Annotated in this window: 18 protein-coding genes; 7 read left to right on the top strand and 11 right to left on the bottom strand. The window is 72.5% G+C overall.

Translation table 11 applies throughout. The features are described from left to right. Positions 1–25 precede the first annotated feature (25 nt). The 4 genes from RAH40_RS11355 to RAH40_RS11340 all read left to right on the top strand — a co-directional run bounded on the left by RAH40_RS11355 (position 26) and on the right by RAH40_RS11340 (position 3959). Positions 26–826, top strand: a complete 801-nt coding sequence (locus tag RAH40_RS11355; RefSeq protein WP_306602237.1) for a hypothetical protein — start codon at positions 26–28, stop codon at positions 824–826. An 83-nt stretch (positions 827–909) separates the two neighbouring features. After that, positions 910–1329: a bacteriohemerythrin gene (locus tag RAH40_RS11350; RefSeq protein WP_306602236.1), complete on the top strand. Its 420-nt coding sequence runs from the start codon at positions 910–912 to the stop codon at positions 1327–1329. Positions 1330–1331: 2 nt separating this feature from the next. Next, entirely contained in the window at positions 1332–2342 is a 1011-nt protein-coding gene (gene pta / locus RAH40_RS11345; protein ID WP_306602235.1) for a phosphate acetyltransferase, read from the top strand. Between the two features lie 45 nt (positions 2343–2387). After that, positions 2388–3959 carry a caspase family protein gene (locus RAH40_RS11340; protein WP_306602234.1) on the top strand — a complete coding sequence of 524 codons (1572 nt, stop codon included), beginning with the start codon at positions 2388–2390 and terminating at the stop codon, positions 3957–3959. A 1-nt stretch (position 3960) separates the two neighbouring features. Here RAH40_RS11340 and RAH40_RS11335 read toward each other — a convergent pair whose 3' ends face one another. From RAH40_RS11335 to RAH40_RS11325, 3 genes are all read right to left on the bottom strand, one after another. Beyond that, positions 3961–4443: an SRPBCC family protein gene (locus tag RAH40_RS11335; protein WP_306602233.1), complete on the bottom strand. Its 483-nt coding sequence runs from the start codon at positions 4441–4443 to the stop codon at positions 3961–3963. 32 nt (positions 4444–4475) lie between these two features. Continuing rightward, a complete protein-coding gene (locus RAH40_RS11330) occupies positions 4476–7022 on the bottom strand; it encodes a HEAT repeat domain-containing protein (protein ID WP_306602232.1) in 2547 nt (848 codons plus the stop codon). Positions 7023–7099: 77 nt separating this feature from the next. Then, entirely contained in the window at positions 7100–8365 is a 1266-nt protein-coding gene (locus RAH40_RS11325) for a beta-ketoacyl-ACP synthase (protein ID WP_373432556.1), read from the bottom strand. Positions 8366–8437: 72 nt separating this feature from the next. Here RAH40_RS11325 and RAH40_RS11320 point away from each other — a divergent pair, with 72 nt between their 5' ends. From RAH40_RS11320 to RAH40_RS11310, 3 genes are read left to right on the top strand one after another with little or no spacing between them, the layout of a single operon-like run. Further along, positions 8438–8692, top strand: coding sequence for a phosphopantetheine-binding protein (locus RAH40_RS11320; RefSeq protein ID WP_306602230.1), 255 nt, complete (start codon positions 8438–8440; stop codon positions 8690–8692). Next, positions 8689–9837: a beta-ketoacyl synthase gene (locus RAH40_RS11315; protein WP_306602229.1), complete on the top strand. Its 1149-nt coding sequence runs from the start codon at positions 8689–8691 to the stop codon at positions 9835–9837. The genes RAH40_RS11320 and RAH40_RS11315 overlap by 4 nt, the downstream gene beginning before the upstream one ends. Then, on the top strand, positions 9834–10604 hold the full coding sequence (locus RAH40_RS11310; RefSeq protein ID WP_306602228.1) for a beta-ketoacyl synthase chain length factor: 771 nt from the start codon (positions 9834–9836) through the stop codon (positions 10602–10604). The genes RAH40_RS11315 and RAH40_RS11310 overlap by 4 nt, the downstream gene beginning before the upstream one ends. Here the strand turns inward: RAH40_RS11310 and fabG are convergent. From fabG to RAH40_RS11270, 8 genes are read right to left on the bottom strand one after another with little or no spacing between them, the layout of a single operon-like run. Continuing rightward, positions 10585–11322: a 3-oxoacyl-ACP reductase FabG gene (fabG, locus tag RAH40_RS11305; RefSeq protein ID WP_306602227.1), complete on the bottom strand. Its 738-nt coding sequence runs from the start codon at positions 11320–11322 to the stop codon at positions 10585–10587. The genes RAH40_RS11310 and fabG overlap by 20 nt on opposite strands. After that, positions 11319–11744 (bottom strand): hypothetical protein, encoded by a 426-nt coding sequence (locus tag RAH40_RS11300; protein ID WP_306602226.1) that lies wholly within the window; start codon positions 11742–11744, stop codon positions 11319–11321. The genes fabG and RAH40_RS11300 overlap by 4 nt, the downstream gene beginning before the upstream one ends. Continuing rightward, a complete protein-coding gene (locus RAH40_RS11295; RefSeq protein ID WP_306602225.1) occupies positions 11744–12268 on the bottom strand; it encodes a DUF3261 domain-containing protein in 525 nt (174 codons plus the stop codon). Before RAH40_RS11295 ends, RAH40_RS11300 begins: the two co-directional genes overlap by 1 nt. After that, positions 12265–14529 (bottom strand): MMPL family transporter, encoded by a 2265-nt coding sequence (locus tag RAH40_RS11290; protein WP_306602224.1) that lies wholly within the window; start codon positions 14527–14529, stop codon positions 12265–12267. The genes RAH40_RS11295 and RAH40_RS11290 overlap by 4 nt, the downstream gene beginning before the upstream one ends. Positions 14530–14532: 3 nt before the next feature. After that, the gene (locus RAH40_RS11285; RefSeq protein WP_306602223.1) at positions 14533–15129 is read right to left on the bottom strand and encodes an outer membrane lipoprotein carrier protein LolA; all 597 of its coding nucleotides are present in this window, start codon (positions 15127–15129) and stop codon (positions 14533–14535) included. Continuing rightward, positions 15126–15545 carry a thioesterase family protein gene (locus tag RAH40_RS11280; protein WP_306602222.1) on the bottom strand — a complete coding sequence of 140 codons (420 nt, stop codon included), beginning with the start codon at positions 15543–15545 and terminating at the stop codon, positions 15126–15128. The genes RAH40_RS11285 and RAH40_RS11280 overlap by 4 nt, the downstream gene beginning before the upstream one ends. Then, positions 15542–17071 carry a histidine ammonia-lyase gene (gene hutH / locus RAH40_RS11275; RefSeq protein WP_306602221.1) on the bottom strand — a complete coding sequence of 510 codons (1530 nt, stop codon included), beginning with the start codon at positions 17069–17071 and terminating at the stop codon, positions 15542–15544. The genes RAH40_RS11280 and hutH overlap by 4 nt, the downstream gene beginning before the upstream one ends. Continuing rightward, positions 17072–17398 (bottom strand): 3-hydroxyacyl-ACP dehydratase FabZ family protein, encoded by a 327-nt coding sequence (locus tag RAH40_RS11270; protein ID WP_306602220.1) that lies wholly within the window; start codon positions 17396–17398, stop codon positions 17072–17074. Between the last annotated feature and the right edge of the window lie 14 nt (positions 17399–17412).

The following is a 17412-nucleotide window of genomic DNA, read 5'->3' as shown; positions in this document are numbered from 1 at the left end:
ACTCGCCTCCAGCCCGGAGGCCGCCATGCTCCTGAGATACCTCCTGATCACGACGTGCTGCCTCGCCGCGGCCGCGGACCCGCTGCTGGAGATCGACGCGGCCTTCCATCGGGCCTACGCGGAGGCGAGGGCGGGGGCCCTGGCGCGGCAGGGGCCGGTGCTGGTGGTGTCGGGGGATTCGCTGCAGCTGTACCGGGGCGGGACCCTGGCGGCCGAGGCCGTCATCCGGCCGCCGCGCTACCACCGGCTCAAGGGCCTCAGCCACGTTCCGCTGGCGATCCGGCTCGCGGCGGGGGACCGGGGGCGGCTCGCCTCCCTCCGGGAGAACCTCGCGGCCCTGGAGCCGGGGACGGACGGGGTGCGGGCGCCCTCCCTGGCCTTCCTGGACGGGGCGCTGGCGCGCGGGGAGGTCTCCGGCCTGGATGCCTACTGCGCGGCCATGCGGGGGCCCCTGGAGGCCCTGGCCCGGGAGGCGGCGGCCCTGGAGCTGGAGGCCATGGAACGGGAGGTGCGGGCCTGGCGCCGGGATCTGCTGGCGGCGGACTGGGACCGCGTGCGGGTGGTGGTGATCGGCTCCCACATGGCCCGGGAGGGGGAGGTGGGCTGGCAGTTCTTCACCCGGCTCCTGGGGGAGGCCCGGGAAGGGGGGCGGCTGGTGTTCGCCGAGGAGAAGTGGGACCCGCGGGAGGCCCTGAAGCTCCTGGCCACCCACATGGTGGACGGGGACCTGGGCCGGGCCTTCTTCGGGGACCCGGACCGCATGCACCGGGACGTGCTGGCGCCCGGGGCCAGAATTTGGCTGGATTCCCATCCCCTCCCGCGCTGAACCCGGCTAAGCTTTCTGCCTAAACACCCACATCCCCCGGCAGGAGATCCGTCTCCGGCCCCGGCTTTTTCCAGGAGGGCTCAATGGCCGCGATCATCTGGGACCAACGACTGGAGACGGGGTGCGCCGGGCTGGACGAGCAGCACCGGACCCTCATCGACACCTTCAACCGCCTGTGCGCCCTGGCGGGCCGCGCGGAGCGGAACCGGGACGAGTTGGAGGGGTGCCTGATCTTCCTCCGGGACTTCACCCTGGTGCACCTGGAACTGGAACAGGAACTCATGGCGCGCCACGGCTACCCCTTCGAGGCCGAGCACCGGCGCCTCCACTCGGAGCTGGCCCGGGACCTGGAGGGGATCGTGGACGGTTTCCGCAGGGGCGAGAACGAGCTCAGTCCGGTTACCCTGGAGTATCTGGATGACTGGCTGCAGAGACACATCCGGGAGGAGGATTTCCGGCTGGCGGAATTCCTGAGCCGCGCGGAAGCGCAGACGAGAGGGTAGCAATGAACGCCAATCACGAGACCTGGTTCACCGAGTTCCGGAAGCGCGCCAAGGGCCTGTCCCGGCACATCGTCCTCCCCGAGGGCGTCGACGACCGCACCCTCAAGGCCGCCCACAGCCTGCTCCAGGACGGCATCTGCCGCGTCACCGTGCTGGGCGACCCCGCGCGCATGACGGCCCGGGCCGCCGAGCTGGGCCTCTCCCTCCAGGGCGCGGACCTGCGCGACCCCGCCACCGACCCCGAGACCCCCGAACTGGCCGGGGCCTTCTTCGAGGCCCGCAAGCACAAGGGCATGACCGAGGCCAAGGCCCTGGACACCATCCGGATGCCCCTCTACTTCGGCGGAATGATGGTCAAGCTGGGCAAGGCCGACGGCTTCGTGGCCGGCGCCCTGAACACCACCGGCGAGACCGTGCGGGCCTGCCTGCTCACCATCGGCTGCGCCAAGGGCATCAAGACCGTGTCCTCCGCCTTCCTCATGATCCACCCCGATCCCGCCTTCGGCGAGCGCGGGGCCATGATGTTCGGCGACTGCGCCGTGCTGCCCGATCCCGACGCCGAGCAGCTGGCCGAGGTCGCCATCGCGTCCGCCGACAGCGCCAAGGCCATGCTGGGCGTGGAGCCCAAGGTGGCCATGCTCTCCTTCAGCACCGCCGGCAGCGCCGAGCACCCCCTGGTGGACAAGGTCCGCGCCGCCCTCGCCAACGTGCGGGAGCGCCGCACCGGGCTCCAGGTGGACGGCGAGATCCAGTTCGACGCCGCCATGATCCCCGCCATCGGCCAGAAGAAGTTCCCGGGCTCGGCCGTGGCCGGCAAGGCCAACGTCCTGGTCTTCCCCGACCTGAACGCGGGCAACATCGGCTACAAGATCGCCGAGCGCTTCGGCGGCGCATCCGCCAACGGCCCCTTCCTGCAGGGCCTCCTGAAGCCCGGCAACGACCTGAGCCGCGGCTGCACGGCGGAGGACATCGTCAACACGGTGATCCTCACGGTGCTCCAGACGGCCATCTGACCGTTCCGGGTATATCCTGGGATTTCCCAAACCCGGGAGTCCCCCATGCGCCCACCAGCCCGATGGCTTCTCGCCTGCATGCTCCTTTTCTGCGCGGGCCCCGCGCCGCTGTCCGCCGCCGCCCAGAACCGGGTGGCGCTGGTCGTCGGCAATGATTCCTACCAGAACGTTCCTTCCCTGAAGAACGCCCGGATGGACGCCCGGGCCATCGCCCGGGAGCTGGAGCGGGCGGGGTTCACGGTGAACCTCCGGCTGGACGTGAACGAGAAGGGCATGAAGGAGGCCATCCGGACCTTCAAGGGCCAGGTGGCGGGAGGCGACGTGGCCGTCTTCTACTTCTCCGGCCACGGGGTGCAGCTGGGGGGTGCCAACTACCTCCTTCCCGTGGACATCCGCAGCGATTCCGAGGACCAGGTCAAGGACGAGGCCGTGCCCCTGCAGCGCGTTCTGGACGACCTGCAGGAGCAGAAGGCCCGGTTCTCCCTGGCCATCATCGACGCCTGCCGGAACAACCCCTTCCAGCACCGGGGCCGGGCCCTGGGCGGCCGGGGGCTGGCGGTCACGTCCGCCGCCACGGGCCAGATGGTCCTCTTCTCCGCCGGGGCGGGGCAGCAGGCCCTGGATTCCCTGGGCCCCAGGGACAGGAGCCCCAACGGCCTGTTCACCCGCGTGCTGCTCAAGGAGATGGACAAGCCGGGAATCCCCGTGGACAAGGTGCTCCGCAACGTGCGGGACGAGGTCGTCAAGCTGTCCCAGGCCGCCGGGCAGGAGCAGGTGCCCGCGCTCTACGATCAGGCGCTGGGCGAGTTCTACTTCTTCCCCGCCAGCGGGCGGCCCGCCTCGGAGGCGCCGGCCCCGGCTCCGCCCCCGGCGGCCTCCACCCTGGGGGCGCCGCCCACGGCGGCCTCCCTGCTGGGCGGCCTGCAGGTGTCGGCCAACATCCCGGGCGCCAAGATCTATGTGGACGGCGTGCTGAAGGGCACCGCCTCGCCCACCGAGGCCTTGAACCTGCGCGACCTGCCCATCGGAAACGTCTCGGTGAAGGCGGAAGCCGACGGCTACCCGCCCCGCACCCAGGTGCTGGAGATCCGGGAGGGTCAGTGGACCCAGGCCAAGCTCGTGCTCTCCCGCGGCGGCCAGGCGCCCGCCGAGGCGCCCCGGACGATCTGGTCGAAGCTCAATCCCGCCACCTGGATCGGATCGGGTTCCAAGAGCGGGGCGGCTCCCGACGGCACCGCCCTGTCCGAGGCCGCCATGAAGGGGGACGCCGCCAAGGTGCGGACCCTCCTGGACGCGGGCGCCAACCCTTCGGCGCTGGACAAGTGGGGCTGGTCCCCCCTGCACTGGGCCGTGTACTACGGCAAGGCCGAGACCCTGGCCCTCCTCCTGGACCGGGGCGCGGACCCCAACCTGAAGGCCGCCAAGTCCTACCGGAACTGCAAGGCCGGATGCACGCCCCTGGTGGTGGCGGCCTACTTCGGGTACGAGGGCTCCCTTGCCGCGCTGATGAAGCACCGGGCCGATCCGCGCCTCGCCGACGCCGACGGCAAGAGCGCCCTGGACTACGCCGTCCAGTTCCGCTTCGACGCCTGCGCGGCCCTGCTCCGGAAGAAATAGGCTAGAGGCCCTTCACCGCCTCCATCAGCTGGTCCAGGGCCTTGCCCCAGCCTTCATGGAAGCCCATGGCGGCGTGGGCCTCCCGGTCGGCGGCGTTGCGGTGCATGGCGACGGCGCGGTACAGGGTGCCCGCGCCGTGGGCCTCCAGGGTGACGACGGCGGTCATGGTGGGGCCGTGGGGGCCGGGGTCCGCGGGGCGGAAGCCGGGCGCCAGGGCGTTGGTCCAGACGAGCCGCTCGTGGGGGACCACTTCAAGCCAGGTGCCGGTCATGGGGAAGTCCTCCCCCTCGGGCGACTGCATCACGACGTGGAGGATGCCGCCGGGCTGGAGGTCGATCTCGCAGGCCACCGTCTTCCAGGGGGCCGGGGTGAACCACTTCAGGGCGAGGGCGGGGGTGGTCCAGGCCCGCCAGATGAGGGCCCGGTTCACGGGCACGATCCGTTCGAGGACAAGGTCGAGATCGGGGTCGGGGGTGCGCGTCATGGCAGGCCTCCTGGGCGGCACCCGACAGCTTACTAGCGGATGAGGTACTGCCTCAACACCGCCTTCACCTCCTCGGTGGGCTCGTTCTCCATGGCCATGGCCATGGCCTCGCGGGCCTCCTGGCTGTTCATGGCGGCCAGGGCCTTGGCGGCGGCGATGCGGATGCCCACGGGCTCCCGGCCCTTGAACAGGCCCTTCTTCTGGAAGAGCTCCTGCAGGGGCCTGACGGAGTCGTTGCCGGGGATTCGGCCCAGCACCTCCACGGCGCGCAGGCGCAGCCGCTGGGCGTCGTCGCCGGACGCCTTGTCCGGGTTGAGCATCCGCAGGACGGCGGGGAGGGCGGCGGGCTCGCCCAGGTCGCCGATGAGGTTGAGGGTCTCCAGCTGCGCGGCCACGTCGGAGTCCGCCAGGGTCTCCGCCAGGGCCATGGCGGCGGCGGGCTTTCCGGCCAGGGCGGCCACGGCGGTGACGGCGGTGCGGCGCACGCGCATGTCCTGGTGGCTGACGGCCAGCAGCATGTCGGGCAGGACGGCCTTGTCGCCGGCCTGGGCCAGGAGCATCAGGGCCGCGTCCACCATGTGCCAGTGCGAGGAGGCAAGCTGTTCCTGGAGCACGGGCACGGCGCGCCTGCCGATGGCCCGCAGGGCCTCCACCAGGTGGGTGCGGTGGCTGGGGTCCTCCTCGATCTCCAGGCTCACGGCGAGGTGGGCCGCGGCGGGGGTGCCGATGAGGGCGAGGATGGAATGGACCTGGGGGATCGGGAGCCCCGCGCCCTTCTGGAAGAGCAGGGGCACGAGGAGCGCGATGTTGGCCGACGAGCCCAGGCGCGCCAGGAGGTCCCGCATCAGCTGGGGCTTCCAGGACGCCGCGCCCACGCTGGGGTAGGCCAGGTCGCCCAGGTTGCGCATCTCGTTGTGCAGGGCCGTGAAGTTCCCCGCGGGGATCCACCGGTTGAGGATGGCCTCCACGGTCTGGGCGCACCACTGGGCCACCAGCTGGTCGTTCTCCGCCGACAGGCGGTAGCGCGCCGAGGCCAGCATGCGGTTCTCCAGGTCCAGGGGCAGCCCGGTCTCCGGGAGCCCCTCGGCCAGGTTCGCCAGGATCTCGGTGCCGTGGCGGCGCACGGACTCCTGGGGGCTGCTGAACTCCTCCTCCAGCTGCGCGAGCATGGAACGGATGTCGTCCACACGCTTGCCCCGGATGAGCTGGCGTCCCAGGGTCATGACGAGGTGGGGATCGAGCTTGTGGATGGCGTGGCGCTCCAGGCTCATGTGGAGCTTGGTGTCGGTGCCCTGGCATTCCCACTGGATGGCTTCCTTGAAGTCCTCCACCTCCTGCATGCCCCAGCCCTCGAACTGGAGCCGGCCGCGGATGGCGTCCAGGGAGAGCTCGCGGTCCGGCACGCACTGCATGAGGGCCACGGTGAGCAGCGCCAGGTCGAACATGGAGGGCCGGTGCGCCACGTGGGTGTGGGCCACGGCCTGGGCCAGGAGCTCCGGGGCCAGGAAGTCCAGGGCGCGCCGCAGCGCGTGCTCCCCGGGAGGGAAGCCGGGGACGCCCAGGAGGATGTTCCCCTGGTCCGCTGGCTCGAATTCGGAGAAGGCCTTGCGCAGGGCGTCCCGGATCGTTCCGGGGTCCATGGCCTCCAGCATGAGCCGGGCGCCGGCTCCCGCCATGCAGGCGTAGCTGGGCATGGTGAACCCGAAGCGCTTGAGGGAGTCCCGGTGGTCGACGCCCCAGGGGGACCGGGGCCCGGCCTTGTCCACGGGCGTGGTGGCCGACAGCGCGGACCGGAAGAGGCTGGACAGCTCGTCCCGCAGGGCCGCCGGGGAGGGCGGAAGGGGGGCGGCGGGCTCCGGCCTGCCCGCGGGGAGGGGAGCCGGGGCGGCCTCCTCGGGAAGCTCGACCAGCTCCTCCACCTCATGGGGCACCTGGACCCGGGCCAGCTCCTCCGGGGTCAGGGGGGCGGGTTCCGGGAAGGCGAGGGGGACCGTGGGCGGCAGCGGGCCGGAATCCCCGGCGGGGCTGCCCGATACCCAGGGGATGGGGTCGAAGGAATCCGGGATGGTTTGGGGCACGCTCCGCTCCGGGGCGGCGAACATCTTCTCCCAGTCCAGCTCCACGTCCGAGGCCCGCAGCGGGGTGGCGACGCGGGGGGGCGGCAGCTCCACCTTGGGCAGCACCCGCAGCAGGCCGTCGTCGGGCAGGAGGGTGGCGGCGCCGCCCATCTCCGACACGCGCTGGGGGCGCATCTGCAGGATGAAGAGCAGGGTCCGGATCTCCTCGGGGTCCAGGCCCGGCACCAGCTCGATTCCGCCGATCTCCCGGGCGTCCATCTCCCGGGCCAGGGCCATGGCCGCGTTGGGCGCCCCGGTGACGGGCTCGTCCTGGCAGGAGAAGCCCACGCCGCTGGTCACCAGGCGGATGGTCCCGAACTCGGCCAGGAGCGCGGGCAGGTAGTCCTCCAGGTCCGCCTGGCTCTTCAGGGCCAGGGGGTGGTCCGGGGCATGGTGGAGCTGGGCCCGGAGGGCCTGGTGGAGGAGCTCGATGAGACGGGTTAGCGACTTTGGAGCGGGCATGGCCTCCCCGTAGACGGACGATCCCCAGAGGTGGGTAGTAAAATATTAATGTACTTTCCCTGGGGTGGGGGTTTTGTCTAGGGTTCGCAGCGGATGATGAGGCTGGTGTTGATTCCGCCAAAGGCGAAATTGTTGTTCATGAAGATGGGGCCGCGGGGGGCGCGGCCCGCGCCCTGGAGGTAGTCCAGGGGGCCGCAGCGCTCGTCCACGTCCACCAGGTTGAGGGTGGGCGCCACCCAGCCGGTGCGGGTCATGTGGATGCCCAGCCAGGCCTCGATGGCGCCGCAGGCGCCCAGGGTGTGGCCCAGGTAGCTCTTGAAGGAGGTGATGGGCACCGCCCGGCGGAAGGTCTCCCAGGTGGCCCGGCTCTCGGCGATGTCGCCGTGCTCGGTGGCGGTGCCGTGGGCGTTGACCCAGTCCACCGCCTCCGGGTCGAGCCCGGCGTCCCGCAGGGCCGTGGCCATGGTGGCGGCCATGGTGGGCATCTGGGGCTGGGTGATGTGGGCGCCGTCGGAGTTGGTGCCGAAGCCCAGGATCTCGGCGTGGATGCGGGCTCCCCGGGCCAGGGCCCGCTCGCGCTCCTCCAGCACGAAGGTGCAGGCGCCCTCGCCCAGCACCAGCCCGTCCCGGTCCCGGTCGAAGGGCCGGGGGGTGAGGTGGGGCTCCCCGTTGCGCAGGCTGGTGGCGAACAGCGTGTCGAAGACCGCCGCGCTGCAGAAGGTGAGCTCGTCGGAGCCGCCGGCGACCATGGCGTCCTGCATGCCGTACTTGATGGACTCGTAGGCGTAGCCCAGCCCCTGGCTTCCCGAGGTGCAGGCGCTGCTCGTGGGGATCACGCGGCCCGTGAAGCCGAAGAAGAGCCCGATGTTCACCGCGGCGGTGTGGCTCATGAACTGGATGTAGCCGGTGGCGCTGATGTTGGAGGATCCTGCGGCCGTCAGGGCCGAGCCCAGCGAGAGGATCGGCTCGAGGCTGCCCGAGGAGGAGCCGTAGGCCACGCCCATGCGGCCGCCGGTGACGATGGGGTCCCCCTTCAGGCCCGCGTCCTCCATGGCCAGCTCCGTGGCCCGCACCCCCAGCATGGCCACCCGGCCCATGGACCGGCTGAGCTTGCGGGGGTAGTGGGCGGGGGTGGCGAAGTCGGCGATGGGGGCGCCCAGGCGGGTCTGCAGGGCCGGGTAGACGTCCCACTCCGGCATGGCGACCACCGCGCTCCGGCCTTCGCGCAGGCGCGCCTCCACCGTGCCCCAGTCGTTGCCCAGGGCGGTGACGGCTCCCATTCCTGTGACTACCACGCGTCGTTCCAAACCTTGCCTCCATGAGCCAGCCGGGTTCCAGGCCATGGCTGATCGGGAGTTCGATGATAGCCTGGGATGCAGGACCCTGGGAAACCCCCTGACCGATAGGAAAGCCGAATGGAAATCAAGGACCAGCTCAAGAAGGTCATGATCGAAGAGTTGAACCTGGAGGGGATGAGCCCCGAGGACATCCAGGACGACGCCCCCCTCTTCCGGGAGGGCCTGGGCCTGGATTCCCTGGATGCCGTCGAGATCGTCATGCTGCTCAAGAAGCACTTCGGCATCGAGCTCAAGAGCATGGAGGAGAGCAAGCCCGCCTTCCAGTCCATCAACGCCCTGGCCGCCTTCATCGACGGGCGCCTCCACGCATGATCCCGGTCACCGGCCTGGGATGCATCTGCGCGGCCGGCAAGAGTCTTCCCGCGTGCCTCGGGGCCCTGTTCGCGGGCGGTCCGGGCCCGGCCCCGGCCACGCGGTTCGCCAGCGGCCATCCCGCCAGCTATCCCGTCTTCGAGGTCCTGGACTTCGAAAGCGATCCCCGCCGCCTGCGCACCAGCGGCCTGCTGCTCCACGCCGCGCGGGAGGCCCTCCTTGACGCGGGGCTGGCGCCGGAGGACCTGCCCCGGGCGCGCACGGGCGTGATCATCGGCACCACCGTGGGCTGCGCCCTGAACGACGAGGCCTTCTGCCGGGCCTACCGCGCCGGGGGCCACCCCGGGCTGGAGCCCATGGAGCGCATCTTCCGCAGCAATCCCGCCGAGGCGCTCGCCCTGGAGCTGGGCCTTGCGGGCCCCTGCCAGACCGTGGTGAACGCGTGCTCCTCGGGCACGGACGCCATCGGGCTGGGCGCCTCCTGGATCCGCGCGGGCCTCTGCGACGTGGTGCTGGCCGGGGGCGCGGACGAGCTGAGCCGGATCACCTTCAACGGCTTCATCTCCCTGAAGATCACCTCGGAGGAGGCCTGCCGCCCCTTCGACCGGGACCGCCAGGGGCTGAACCTGGGCGAGGGCGCCGCCCTCCTGGTGCTGGAGGCCCCGGGCACGCGCCGCCGGGCCCGCTCCTTCGTGCTGGGCTACGGCTCCTCCTGCGACGCCTACCACCCCACCGCCCCCAGCCCCGACGGCGCCGGCCTGCGCAGGGCCCTGGCCGGGGCCATGGGGGGGATCGCCCCCGCCGAAGTGGCCTTCGTCAACGCGCACGGCACGGCCACCCCCGACAACGACCGCGTGGAGGCCCTGGTGCTGCGGGACGTCCTTCCCGGCGTCCCCTTCCTCTCCACCAAGGGCTGCACCGGCCACACCCTGGGCGCCGCGGGCGCCATCGAGGCGGCCTTCACCGTGGCCTGCCTGGAGGCGGGCCGGATCCCGGCCAGCGCGGGCTTTCGCACCCCCGACCCCGCCCTGGGCGGCGCCGAGCCCGTGCGGGAGGCCACGTCCTTCACGGGCGGGGTGGCCCTGTCCTCGTCCCTGGCCTTCGGCGGGAACAACGCGGTGCTGGCGTTCGGAGGCCCGAGGTGAACGTCACGGTGCAGGGCATCGGCGCGGTGGGCGGCTTCGGCTGCGGCGCGGAGAACCTGGCCCTGGCCCCCGGCGCGCCGGGCGCGCTGGCCATCCCCTGGGGGGAGGGAACACGCGAGATCCCGGCCTTCCTGGCCGCCACCGATCCCCTGGAGCGCTTCGTGCCTCGGCGCGCCCTGCGCCGGGTGGACCACTTCTCCCGCATGGCGCTCCTGGGCGCCTACCTGGCCCTGGAGGACGCGGGCCGCACCCCGGAGGGCCTGGCCCTGGTGGTGGCCAGCGGGTACGGCCCCACCGCCACCACCTTCAGCCTCATCGACTCCATGATCCAGGACGGGGACCCGTGCACCTCCCCCATCCACTTCGCGGCCTCCCTGCACAACACGCCCGCGGCCCACATCGGCATCCTCATGGGGATCACCGGCCCCTGCCTCACCCTCAGCGGCTTCGAGGGCATGGTGCCCTCGGCGCTCATGGCGGCGCGGCTCCTCCTCCAGGAGGGACGGGCGGAGCGCGTGCTGGTGGGCGCGGTGGACGAGTTCTCCGAGCTCATGGCCTACCTCTGGGCGCGGAGCGGGCCGGGCCCCGTGGCCGGGGAGGGCGCGGCCTTCCTCCTGCTCTCGGCCCGGGAGGAGGACGGCCCGGGCTGCTGCACCCTGGAGGAGGCCGGGGCCGCGGCCGGCCCCTGGCCCTGGGGCGCCCAGCCCGGCGCCCCCGCCTTCGCCCTGGCCGCCGCGGCGGCCAGGCTCAGATCATCCCGCCGTTGACGCCGATGACCTGCCGGGTGATGTAGCCCGCCGAGGGCGAGAACAGGAACCCCGCCAGGTCCGCCACGTCCTCGGGCTGGCCCACGCGCTTCATGGGCACCGCCGCCATGGCGTAGCTCATGTCCACCTCGGCGAGCATCTCGGAGGCGATGAGGCCCGGGGCGATGCAGTTCACGGTGATGGCCCTGCCGGCCAGCTCCACGGCCAGGGCCTTGGCGGCGCCGATGAGGCCGGCCTTGGCGGCGCTGTAGTTCACCTGCCCGCGGTTCCCGATGACGCCCGACACCGAGGCGATGCAGACGATGCGGCCCCCCGCGCGCAGACGGATCATGGGCATGGTCAGCGGGTGCACCACGTTGAAGAACCCGTCCAGGCTGGTGCGCAGCACCAGGTCCCAGTCCTCCTCCGACAGGGCCGGGAAGGCGTTGTCCCGGGTGATCCCCGCGTTGCAGACGATGCCGTAGTAGGGGCCGAAGGCCTCCACCTTGGCCTCCAGGGCGCTGCGCGCGCCTTCGCGGTCCGTGACGTCGAAGACCGTCACGTCGGCCGAGCCTCCGGCCCGGATGATCTCGGCGGCCAGGGCCTCGGCCTCCGCGCCCCGGCTGCGGGCGTGGGCGGTGACGTGGAAGCCGTCCCGCGCCAGGCGCAGGGCGATGGCCCGGCCGATGCGGCCGCTGGCGCCGGTGACGAGCACGCGCTGGGGTGGGGTCTGGATCACGGTCGCTCCCCCTCGAAGGTCTTCAGGATGGCCGTCGCGACTTCCTCGCCTTCCAGCGTGATGCCGCACTGGAAGGCCGACAGGCCCGCATCGTCAAGGTACTTCAGTTTCGCATGGATCCTCAGCTCGCAGCCCGCGGGGAACGAGGGACGGGTGCACGCGTAGGCCCGGGTCCCCAGGAGGTAGCCCAGGCGGGGCTCCCCTCCCAGCGCCCGCTTCTCCAGGCCGCCGTAGGCCCCGATGGCCTGGGCCATGAGCTCCAGTCCGAACCAGGCCGGCATGGCGCCCTCCCCGTCGGCGTACCAGGCGCCGGGGTCCACCCGGGCCCGGGCCAGGATCCAGTCGTGCCCGTGGTCCAGGACGGCGTCCAGGAGGAGCATGGGGGGGCGGTGGACCAGGAGGTCCTCGGCGGGTCGCATCATCAGTCGTCCAGGGTGGTGATGGTGGCTTCCAGGTCCATGGGGGGCACCCGCAGCTCGATGGTGCGGTACGGGGGCGCGGGGCCCTGCCGGTCCAGGGTGAGCAGGGGCCTGCCCCTGCGCAGGAGGGTGCGCAGGGGGCCGGCCTCCCGCAGCTCCATGCCCGGAGCCAGGCCCTTGCGGGCTTCCTCCAGGGGCCAGTCGCTGAGCTGGATGAGGGCGGGGAGGAGGTTGGGGTCGAACGAGGCCGGCAGGGGCACGCGGGCGTCCAGGACCGCGGGGCCGCCTTCCACCGTGAGGACGAAGAGGGTCTGGCCCATGGGGGAGGAGGCGACGACGGAGAGGCGGCGGCCGTCGTTCTCCACCGCGGTGAGGAGCCGCTCGGGGCTGGCGCCGGGCCGGCGGAACACCACCTCCTGGTTCGCGAAGTAGGCCGGCCCCGTGGCCGCGGGCTGGAGCGTGTAGGGCAGGGAGGGCTTGAAGGCGCAGCCCGTCAGGACGAGGGCCAGCAGCAGGGCGAGTCTCATGCGCGCTCCCCCAGGGCCAGGAAGGACGTGAGCGTGGCCACCAGCACCGCCATGGCCAGGGTGACGCCGAAGGCGCGCAGGCTGGGGGTGTGGCTTATGGCGAGGAGGCCGAACGATATCAGGGTGCTGCCGCTGGCCAGGACCACGCCCAGCAGGGCGGAGGTCCCCGCGGCGTCGCGCTCCCGCAGGAAGACGGTGTAGTCCACCCCCAGGCCCAGGCTCAGGATGAGCGCCATGATCGTGAAGAGGTTCAAGGGGAAGCCCAGGGCCGCCCCCGCGGCCAGGGCGGCCAGCATCCCCAGGAGGGCCGGCGCCAGGAGCCGCAGGCTCGTCGCGGCGCCGTACCAGGCGCCCAGGAGCAGGCCCACCAGGAGGACCGCGCCGGCCAGGGCCCAGGCGGCCACCCGGCGGTAGTGGGCCAGCAGGCCGGTGACGCTTGACGCCTTGTCCACCAGCGTCACGCCCGGCAGGCCCACGCAGGCCCGGGACAGGGCGGCGGACTCGGGGGCGCCGGTGGGCAGGACCACCGAGGCGTACCCGTGTCGGGTGCGGCCCAGCCAGAACTGCCGCAGGGGGATGGAGAAGGGCGTGGCCAGGTAGGCCTCCACGGTCAGGGGGCCCGTTCCCAGGGCCTCCTGGGCCGACGCGACCGCCTCGGGCCGGAAGCCCGCGTCCAGCATGCCCCTGGCCAGGGCGGGCCGGACCTCCCGGTTGCGGGCGAGGGCGGCTTCCTGGCTCGCCGGGGAGGGCACGAAGGCCGAGACGGCCATGAGGCCCGCCACCCCGGGGATGGGCAGGCGCGCGCGAAGGGCCTCCTCCCGGGCCAGCACCTGGCCTTCGTCGGCGCCTTCCACCAGGAAGAACGCCCCGGCGGTGGAGATCTTCAGCAGCTCCTGGATGCGGGCCTCGTCCCGGCGAAGGGCCTGGGACGGCAGGATGAGGCCCCGCACGTCGTCGTCCACCCGGGACAGGGACGCGCCGGCGCCCAGCACCAGGACGGCCGCGGCCACGGCCAGGGGCGTGCGGCGGTGCCCGGACCAGGCCTGGATCCGCGCCAGGACGCGGGCCAGGGCGGCCCCCAGGGCGGGCCGGGGGGGCATGGGCGCCGCGAGCCGGGAGGGCAGGACGAGCAGGACCGTGAGGAAGGAACCCGCCAGCGCCACCATGGAGAACACCGCGATCTGGCGCAGGCCCGGGAAGGGCGCGGCCAGGAGCGCCGCGTAGCCCAGGAGGCTGGTGACCAGTCCCAGGAGCAGGGCGGGGAGGATGCGCCGCAGGGCCGGCCCGGGTTCCCAGGCCTCCCCCGCGCCCAGGTGGTGGGCGAAGTACAGGAACGCGTAGTCCACCGCCACGCCCATGACGGTGCAGCCGACGACCAGGGTCAGGAGGAAGAGCTTGCCGAAGATCAGGAGGCAGACGGCGACCGCCGACACGAGCCCCGCGGCCACGCAGAGCAGGCCCAGGGCCAGGTGGCGCACGGAGCGGAAGGTCAGGGCGAAGAGGCCGACGATGCCCAGGGTGGACAGGAGGCTGATGAGGTTCATCTCCCGCTCGGCGCTGAGGCGCGCGTCGGCCGCGTAGAACATGACGCCGGTGCGCAGGAGCTGGCGGCCCGGGCGGGCCATGCGCGCGGCGGCCGCGTCCACGGCGCGCAGGCTGCGGGCCTGGACCGCGGGGTCGAAGGCCGAGCCCCGCAGGCCGGCGGTGACCATCACGTGGAGGCCGTCGGGGGCCGTCACGGCCAGGAGCCCGTCCCGGAGCTCGAGGCCCGTGGACTGGAAGGGCAGGCTCGAGAGGAAGCCCCCGAAGGCCCCCAGGGGATCCAGGTGCGGCGGCATGCCGGAGAAGATGGGGGAGACCAGGCGGGCCTGGATGGCGGGGGCGAGATCCCCGGAGGGGAGTTCCGGGGCCGCCAGGCGGTACCGGTAGGGGGCGTAGAAGCGCACCAGCTCGCCGGGGTCGATGGGGGGCAGCTCACAGGAGACGTCCTGGAAGACCCGGGCGGCCTCCAGGTCCCGGGCCAGGGCCAGGGCGGCGGCCCTGCTGTCGGCGGGGTCCGCGCCGCGCACCAGGAGGACGATGCGCTCCTGGGTGGTGCGGGTCAGGGTCTGGATGGCCTGTTCGGCCACGGGGTTCTTCTCGGTCTCCGGGAGCATGGCCAGGAGGTCGGTCTCCATGGCCCGGCCCGAGGCCAGGCGCAGGCCGGCGAAGACCGCCAGGCCCGCCAGCAGCGCCATCCAGATCCAGCCGCGGGCGCGCACCGGCTACTCGAACGCCAGGAGGCGCCGTTCCTCGGCCGTGAGCGGTACCTCGGGGCGGAAATTGAGGAAGGTCAGGTCCATGGAATCGCCCGAGGGCTCATCCACGTGGATGGTCTCGATGAAGGCGGCGCCGCGGATGCGCACGGCCTTGATGAAGGCCGCGGTCTGGGGCGCGGGGGTCAGCAGGATGGTCCAGGCGCCGTCCTTGCCGGACTCGCCCTTGACGGTGAAGAGCCCGTCCAGGGCGCTCCACCGGCCCTCGAGGAGCGACTTCATGATCTCGCCCATGCGGGCCACCATGGGGGTGTCCTTGGCGGTCCGGAGCGTCCTCCGGCCCGCGCCGTCCACTTCCAGGACGCCCTTGGGACCGGCGGCCACGGTCAGCGGCAGGGGCCTGGCCATGCGCCACAGCACGCCAAGCTCCCGCGAGACCACGAGGCTGCCGGAGGATTTCAGGGGGCGCGAGAGCGCGGCGAGCCTGCGGGTCTGGGTGAAGTCCGCGTGCAGGATCGAGGTGGCCTTCAGGTGGGCCGTGAGCGCCTCGGGCACCGTCTGGGCGCACAGGGCGGGGGCAAGGACGAGCCAGGCGGCGCGCCTCATGCCTGGGCCCCTTCCAGGGCCTCGGTGAGCACCCTGGGGCATTCGAACAGCAGCTCGCCGGTGGCCGAATCCACCGCCAGCTGGACGGTCTCGGCCTTGTTGACGCGCTCGCCTGTGAGGGCGTCGGAGAGCAGGTAGGTGATGCGGATCCGCTGCTGGTACTCCAGGAGGCTGCACTGGACGCGCACGCTCTGGCCGTACTTCAGGGGGCGGATGTACTTCAGGTTGCAGGTGACCACGGGCCAGATGACGCCCCAGTCCTTCATCTGCTGCCAGTCCAGGCCCACCTGGCGCATCATGGCGGTGCGGGCGATCTCCAGGTACTTGACGTAGTGGCCGTGCCACGCGACGCCCATGGCGTCCACGTCGTGGAAGGGCACCTCGAGGACGGTCTCGCCGGTGAGGATGGGTTTCATGGGTAGAGGCTCCAGGCTTGGTTCCGGATGGCGGCGATGAGGGACCGCAGGGTGGTGTCCAGGGCGATGTCCTCGTCCAGGAAGGGGAGCCAGGCGAAGGACTCCAGGAAGGATTTCGCGCCCGGCCCGAGCCGTTCCACCGCCGCGTCGCCCTGGCGCTCCCGCAGGCGCAGGCCCTGCACCACGGCCAGCGCGAGGGCCGCGGCCACCTGCTCCGTCAGTTCGAGCACCCGCAGGGCGTCCCTGGCGGAGATGGTGCCCATGCTCACCTTGTCCTGGTTGTGGCACTCCGTGGAACGGGAGAAGACCGAGGCGGGCATCGTGAGCTTGAGGGCCTCGGCGGTCCAGGCGCTGGCGCCGATCTGCACCGCCTTGAGGCCGTGGTTGATGGCGGCCCGGGGGCCCAGGGACCCCGAGAGGTTCTGGGGGAGGCCGTTGTTGTAGCGGGCGTCCACCAGCAGCGCCAGCTGGCGGTCCATGAGGTCCGACAGGTTGGCCACGGCGGTCTTGAGGCCGTCCATGGCGAACGCGATGTGCCCGCCGTAGAAGTGCCCGCCGTGAAGCAGGAGCCCGTCGCCGGGATCCAGCAGGGGGTTGTCGTTGGCGCTGTTGAGCTCGTTCTCCACGTCCCGGCGGATCCAGGCGAGGGCGTCGCCCAGGACGCCGATGACGTGGGGCGCGCAGCGGATGGAGTAGCGGTCCTGGAGGCGCACCGCCTGGTCCTCGGCGGGTCCGCCCAGGTCGGCGTGGATCCGGGCTGCGGCGGCCTGGGGCCCCGCGTGGGGCTTGAGCGCGAAGAGCCGGGGGTGGAAGTGGTCCCGGTTGCCCCGCAGGGCCGCCACGGCCAGGGACGTGAGCCGGCAGCAGAAGCGCTCCAGGTACGAGGCCCGGTGGAAGGCGAGGCAGGCCAGCCCGGTCATGACCGCTGTGCCGTTCATGAGGGCCAGGCCCTCCTTGGGGGCCAGGCGCAGGGGGGCCAGGCCCGCCTCGGCCAGGGCCTCCCGGGCGGGCCGCGCCTCGCCGCGGAAGGTGGCCTCCCGTTCGCCGATGAGGGTGGCCGCCACGTAGGAGAGGGGGGTCAGGTCGCCGCTGGCGCCCACGGAGCCCTCGGCGGGGATCCGGGGCAGCACCCGGTGCGCCACGAGGCCCTCCAGGGCCTCCAGCAGCTCCCACCGGACGCCGGAAAAGCCCTGGGCCAGGGAATTGAGGCGCGCCACGAGGACGGCCAGGGTCTCGTCCTCGTCGAGGATCCGGCCCAGGCCGCAGCCGTGGTACCGGGTGAGGTGGGTGGGCAGCTCCGGGACCAGCGAAGCCGGCACGGCGGTGGTGCAGGAGTCCCCGTAGCCGGTGGTGACGCCGTAGACCTCGGTGCCGCCTTCCAGCAGGCCGGCCAGGATGGCCGCCCCGGCCTGGATGCGCGCGCGAAAGGCCGGATCCGGGGCCAGGGCCAGGGACCGGGACCCCGTGGCGACGTCCACCACGTCCTCGATGCGCAGCGGCGCGAGGCCCACGGTGACGGCGCCCATCTAGGCGTTTCCCTGGAAGCGGAGGATGCCGGCGGCCTTCCGGCCGGCACCGTCCTGGAAGCTGAACTTGAGGTTTTCCCGCGCGGGGTCCAGGGCGAGGGTGAGCGTGAGGTCCTCGCCGGGCCGGATGACGTTCATGAACTTCAGGTGCTCGACGCCCCGGAACGCGCCCAGGGGGCCGAAGGCCTCCATCCCGAAATGCACGGCCCAGTCCACCTGCACGACGCCGGGGAGGATCGGGTTCCCCGGGAAGTGCCCCTGGAAGCCCAGCAGGCCGGGGTCCAGGTCCAGGGCGAAGGTGATGCTGCCGTCGGGCCCGGCTGGCATGGCCCGGGCGCTTC

The sequence above is a fragment of the Geothrix sp. 21YS21S-2 genome, assembly GCF_030846775.1.
Taxonomy (GTDB): Bacteria; Acidobacteriota; Holophagae; order Holophagales; family Holophagaceae; genus Mesoterricola.
Note: the sequence above shows the minus strand (reverse complement) of the source record. Positions and strands in the feature narration are given on the sequence as shown.

Coding starts and splice junctions, on each gene's coding strand:
- RAH40_RS11355 (WP_306602237.1), top strand. CDS start 26: ATGCTCCTGAGATACCTCCTGATCACGACGTGCTGCCTCGCCGCGGCC.
- RAH40_RS11350 (WP_306602236.1), top strand. CDS start 910: ATGGCCGCGATCATCTGGGACCAACGACTGGAGACGGGGTGCGCCGGG.
- pta (WP_306602235.1), top strand. CDS start 1,332: ATGAACGCCAATCACGAGACCTGGTTCACCGAGTTCCGGAAGCGCGCC.
- RAH40_RS11340 (WP_306602234.1), top strand. CDS start 2,388: ATGCGCCCACCAGCCCGATGGCTTCTCGCCTGCATGCTCCTTTTCTGC.
- RAH40_RS11335 (WP_306602233.1), bottom strand. CDS start 4,443: ATGACGCGCACCCCCGACCCCGATCTCGACCTTGTCCTCGAACGGATC.
- RAH40_RS11330 (WP_306602232.1), bottom strand. CDS start 7,022: ATGCCCGCTCCAAAGTCGCTAACCCGTCTCATCGAGCTCCTCCACCAG.
- RAH40_RS11325 (WP_373432556.1), bottom strand. CDS start 8,365: ATGGCCTGGAACCCGGCTGGCTCATGGAGGCAAGGTTTGGAACGACGC.
- RAH40_RS11320 (WP_306602230.1), top strand. CDS start 8,438: ATGGAAATCAAGGACCAGCTCAAGAAGGTCATGATCGAAGAGTTGAAC.
- RAH40_RS11315 (WP_306602229.1), top strand. CDS start 8,689: ATGATCCCGGTCACCGGCCTGGGATGCATCTGCGCGGCCGGCAAGAGT.
- RAH40_RS11300 (WP_306602226.1), bottom strand. CDS start 11,744: ATGATGCGACCCGCCGAGGACCTCCTGGTCCACCGCCCCCCCATGCTC.
- RAH40_RS11295 (WP_306602225.1), bottom strand. CDS start 12,268: ATGAGACTCGCCCTGCTGCTGGCCCTCGTCCTGACGGGCTGCGCCTTC.
- RAH40_RS11285 (WP_306602223.1), bottom strand. CDS start 15,129: ATGAGGCGCGCCGCCTGGCTCGTCCTTGCCCCCGCCCTGTGCGCCCAG.
- RAH40_RS11280 (WP_306602222.1), bottom strand. CDS start 15,545: ATGAAACCCATCCTCACCGGCGAGACCGTCCTCGAGGTGCCCTTCCAC.
- hutH (WP_306602221.1), bottom strand. CDS start 17,071: ATGGGCGCCGTCACCGTGGGCCTCGCGCCGCTGCGCATCGAGGACGTG.
- RAH40_RS11270 (WP_306602220.1), bottom strand. CDS start 17,398: ATGCCAGCCGGGCCCGACGGCAGCATCACCTTCGCCCTGGACCTGGAC.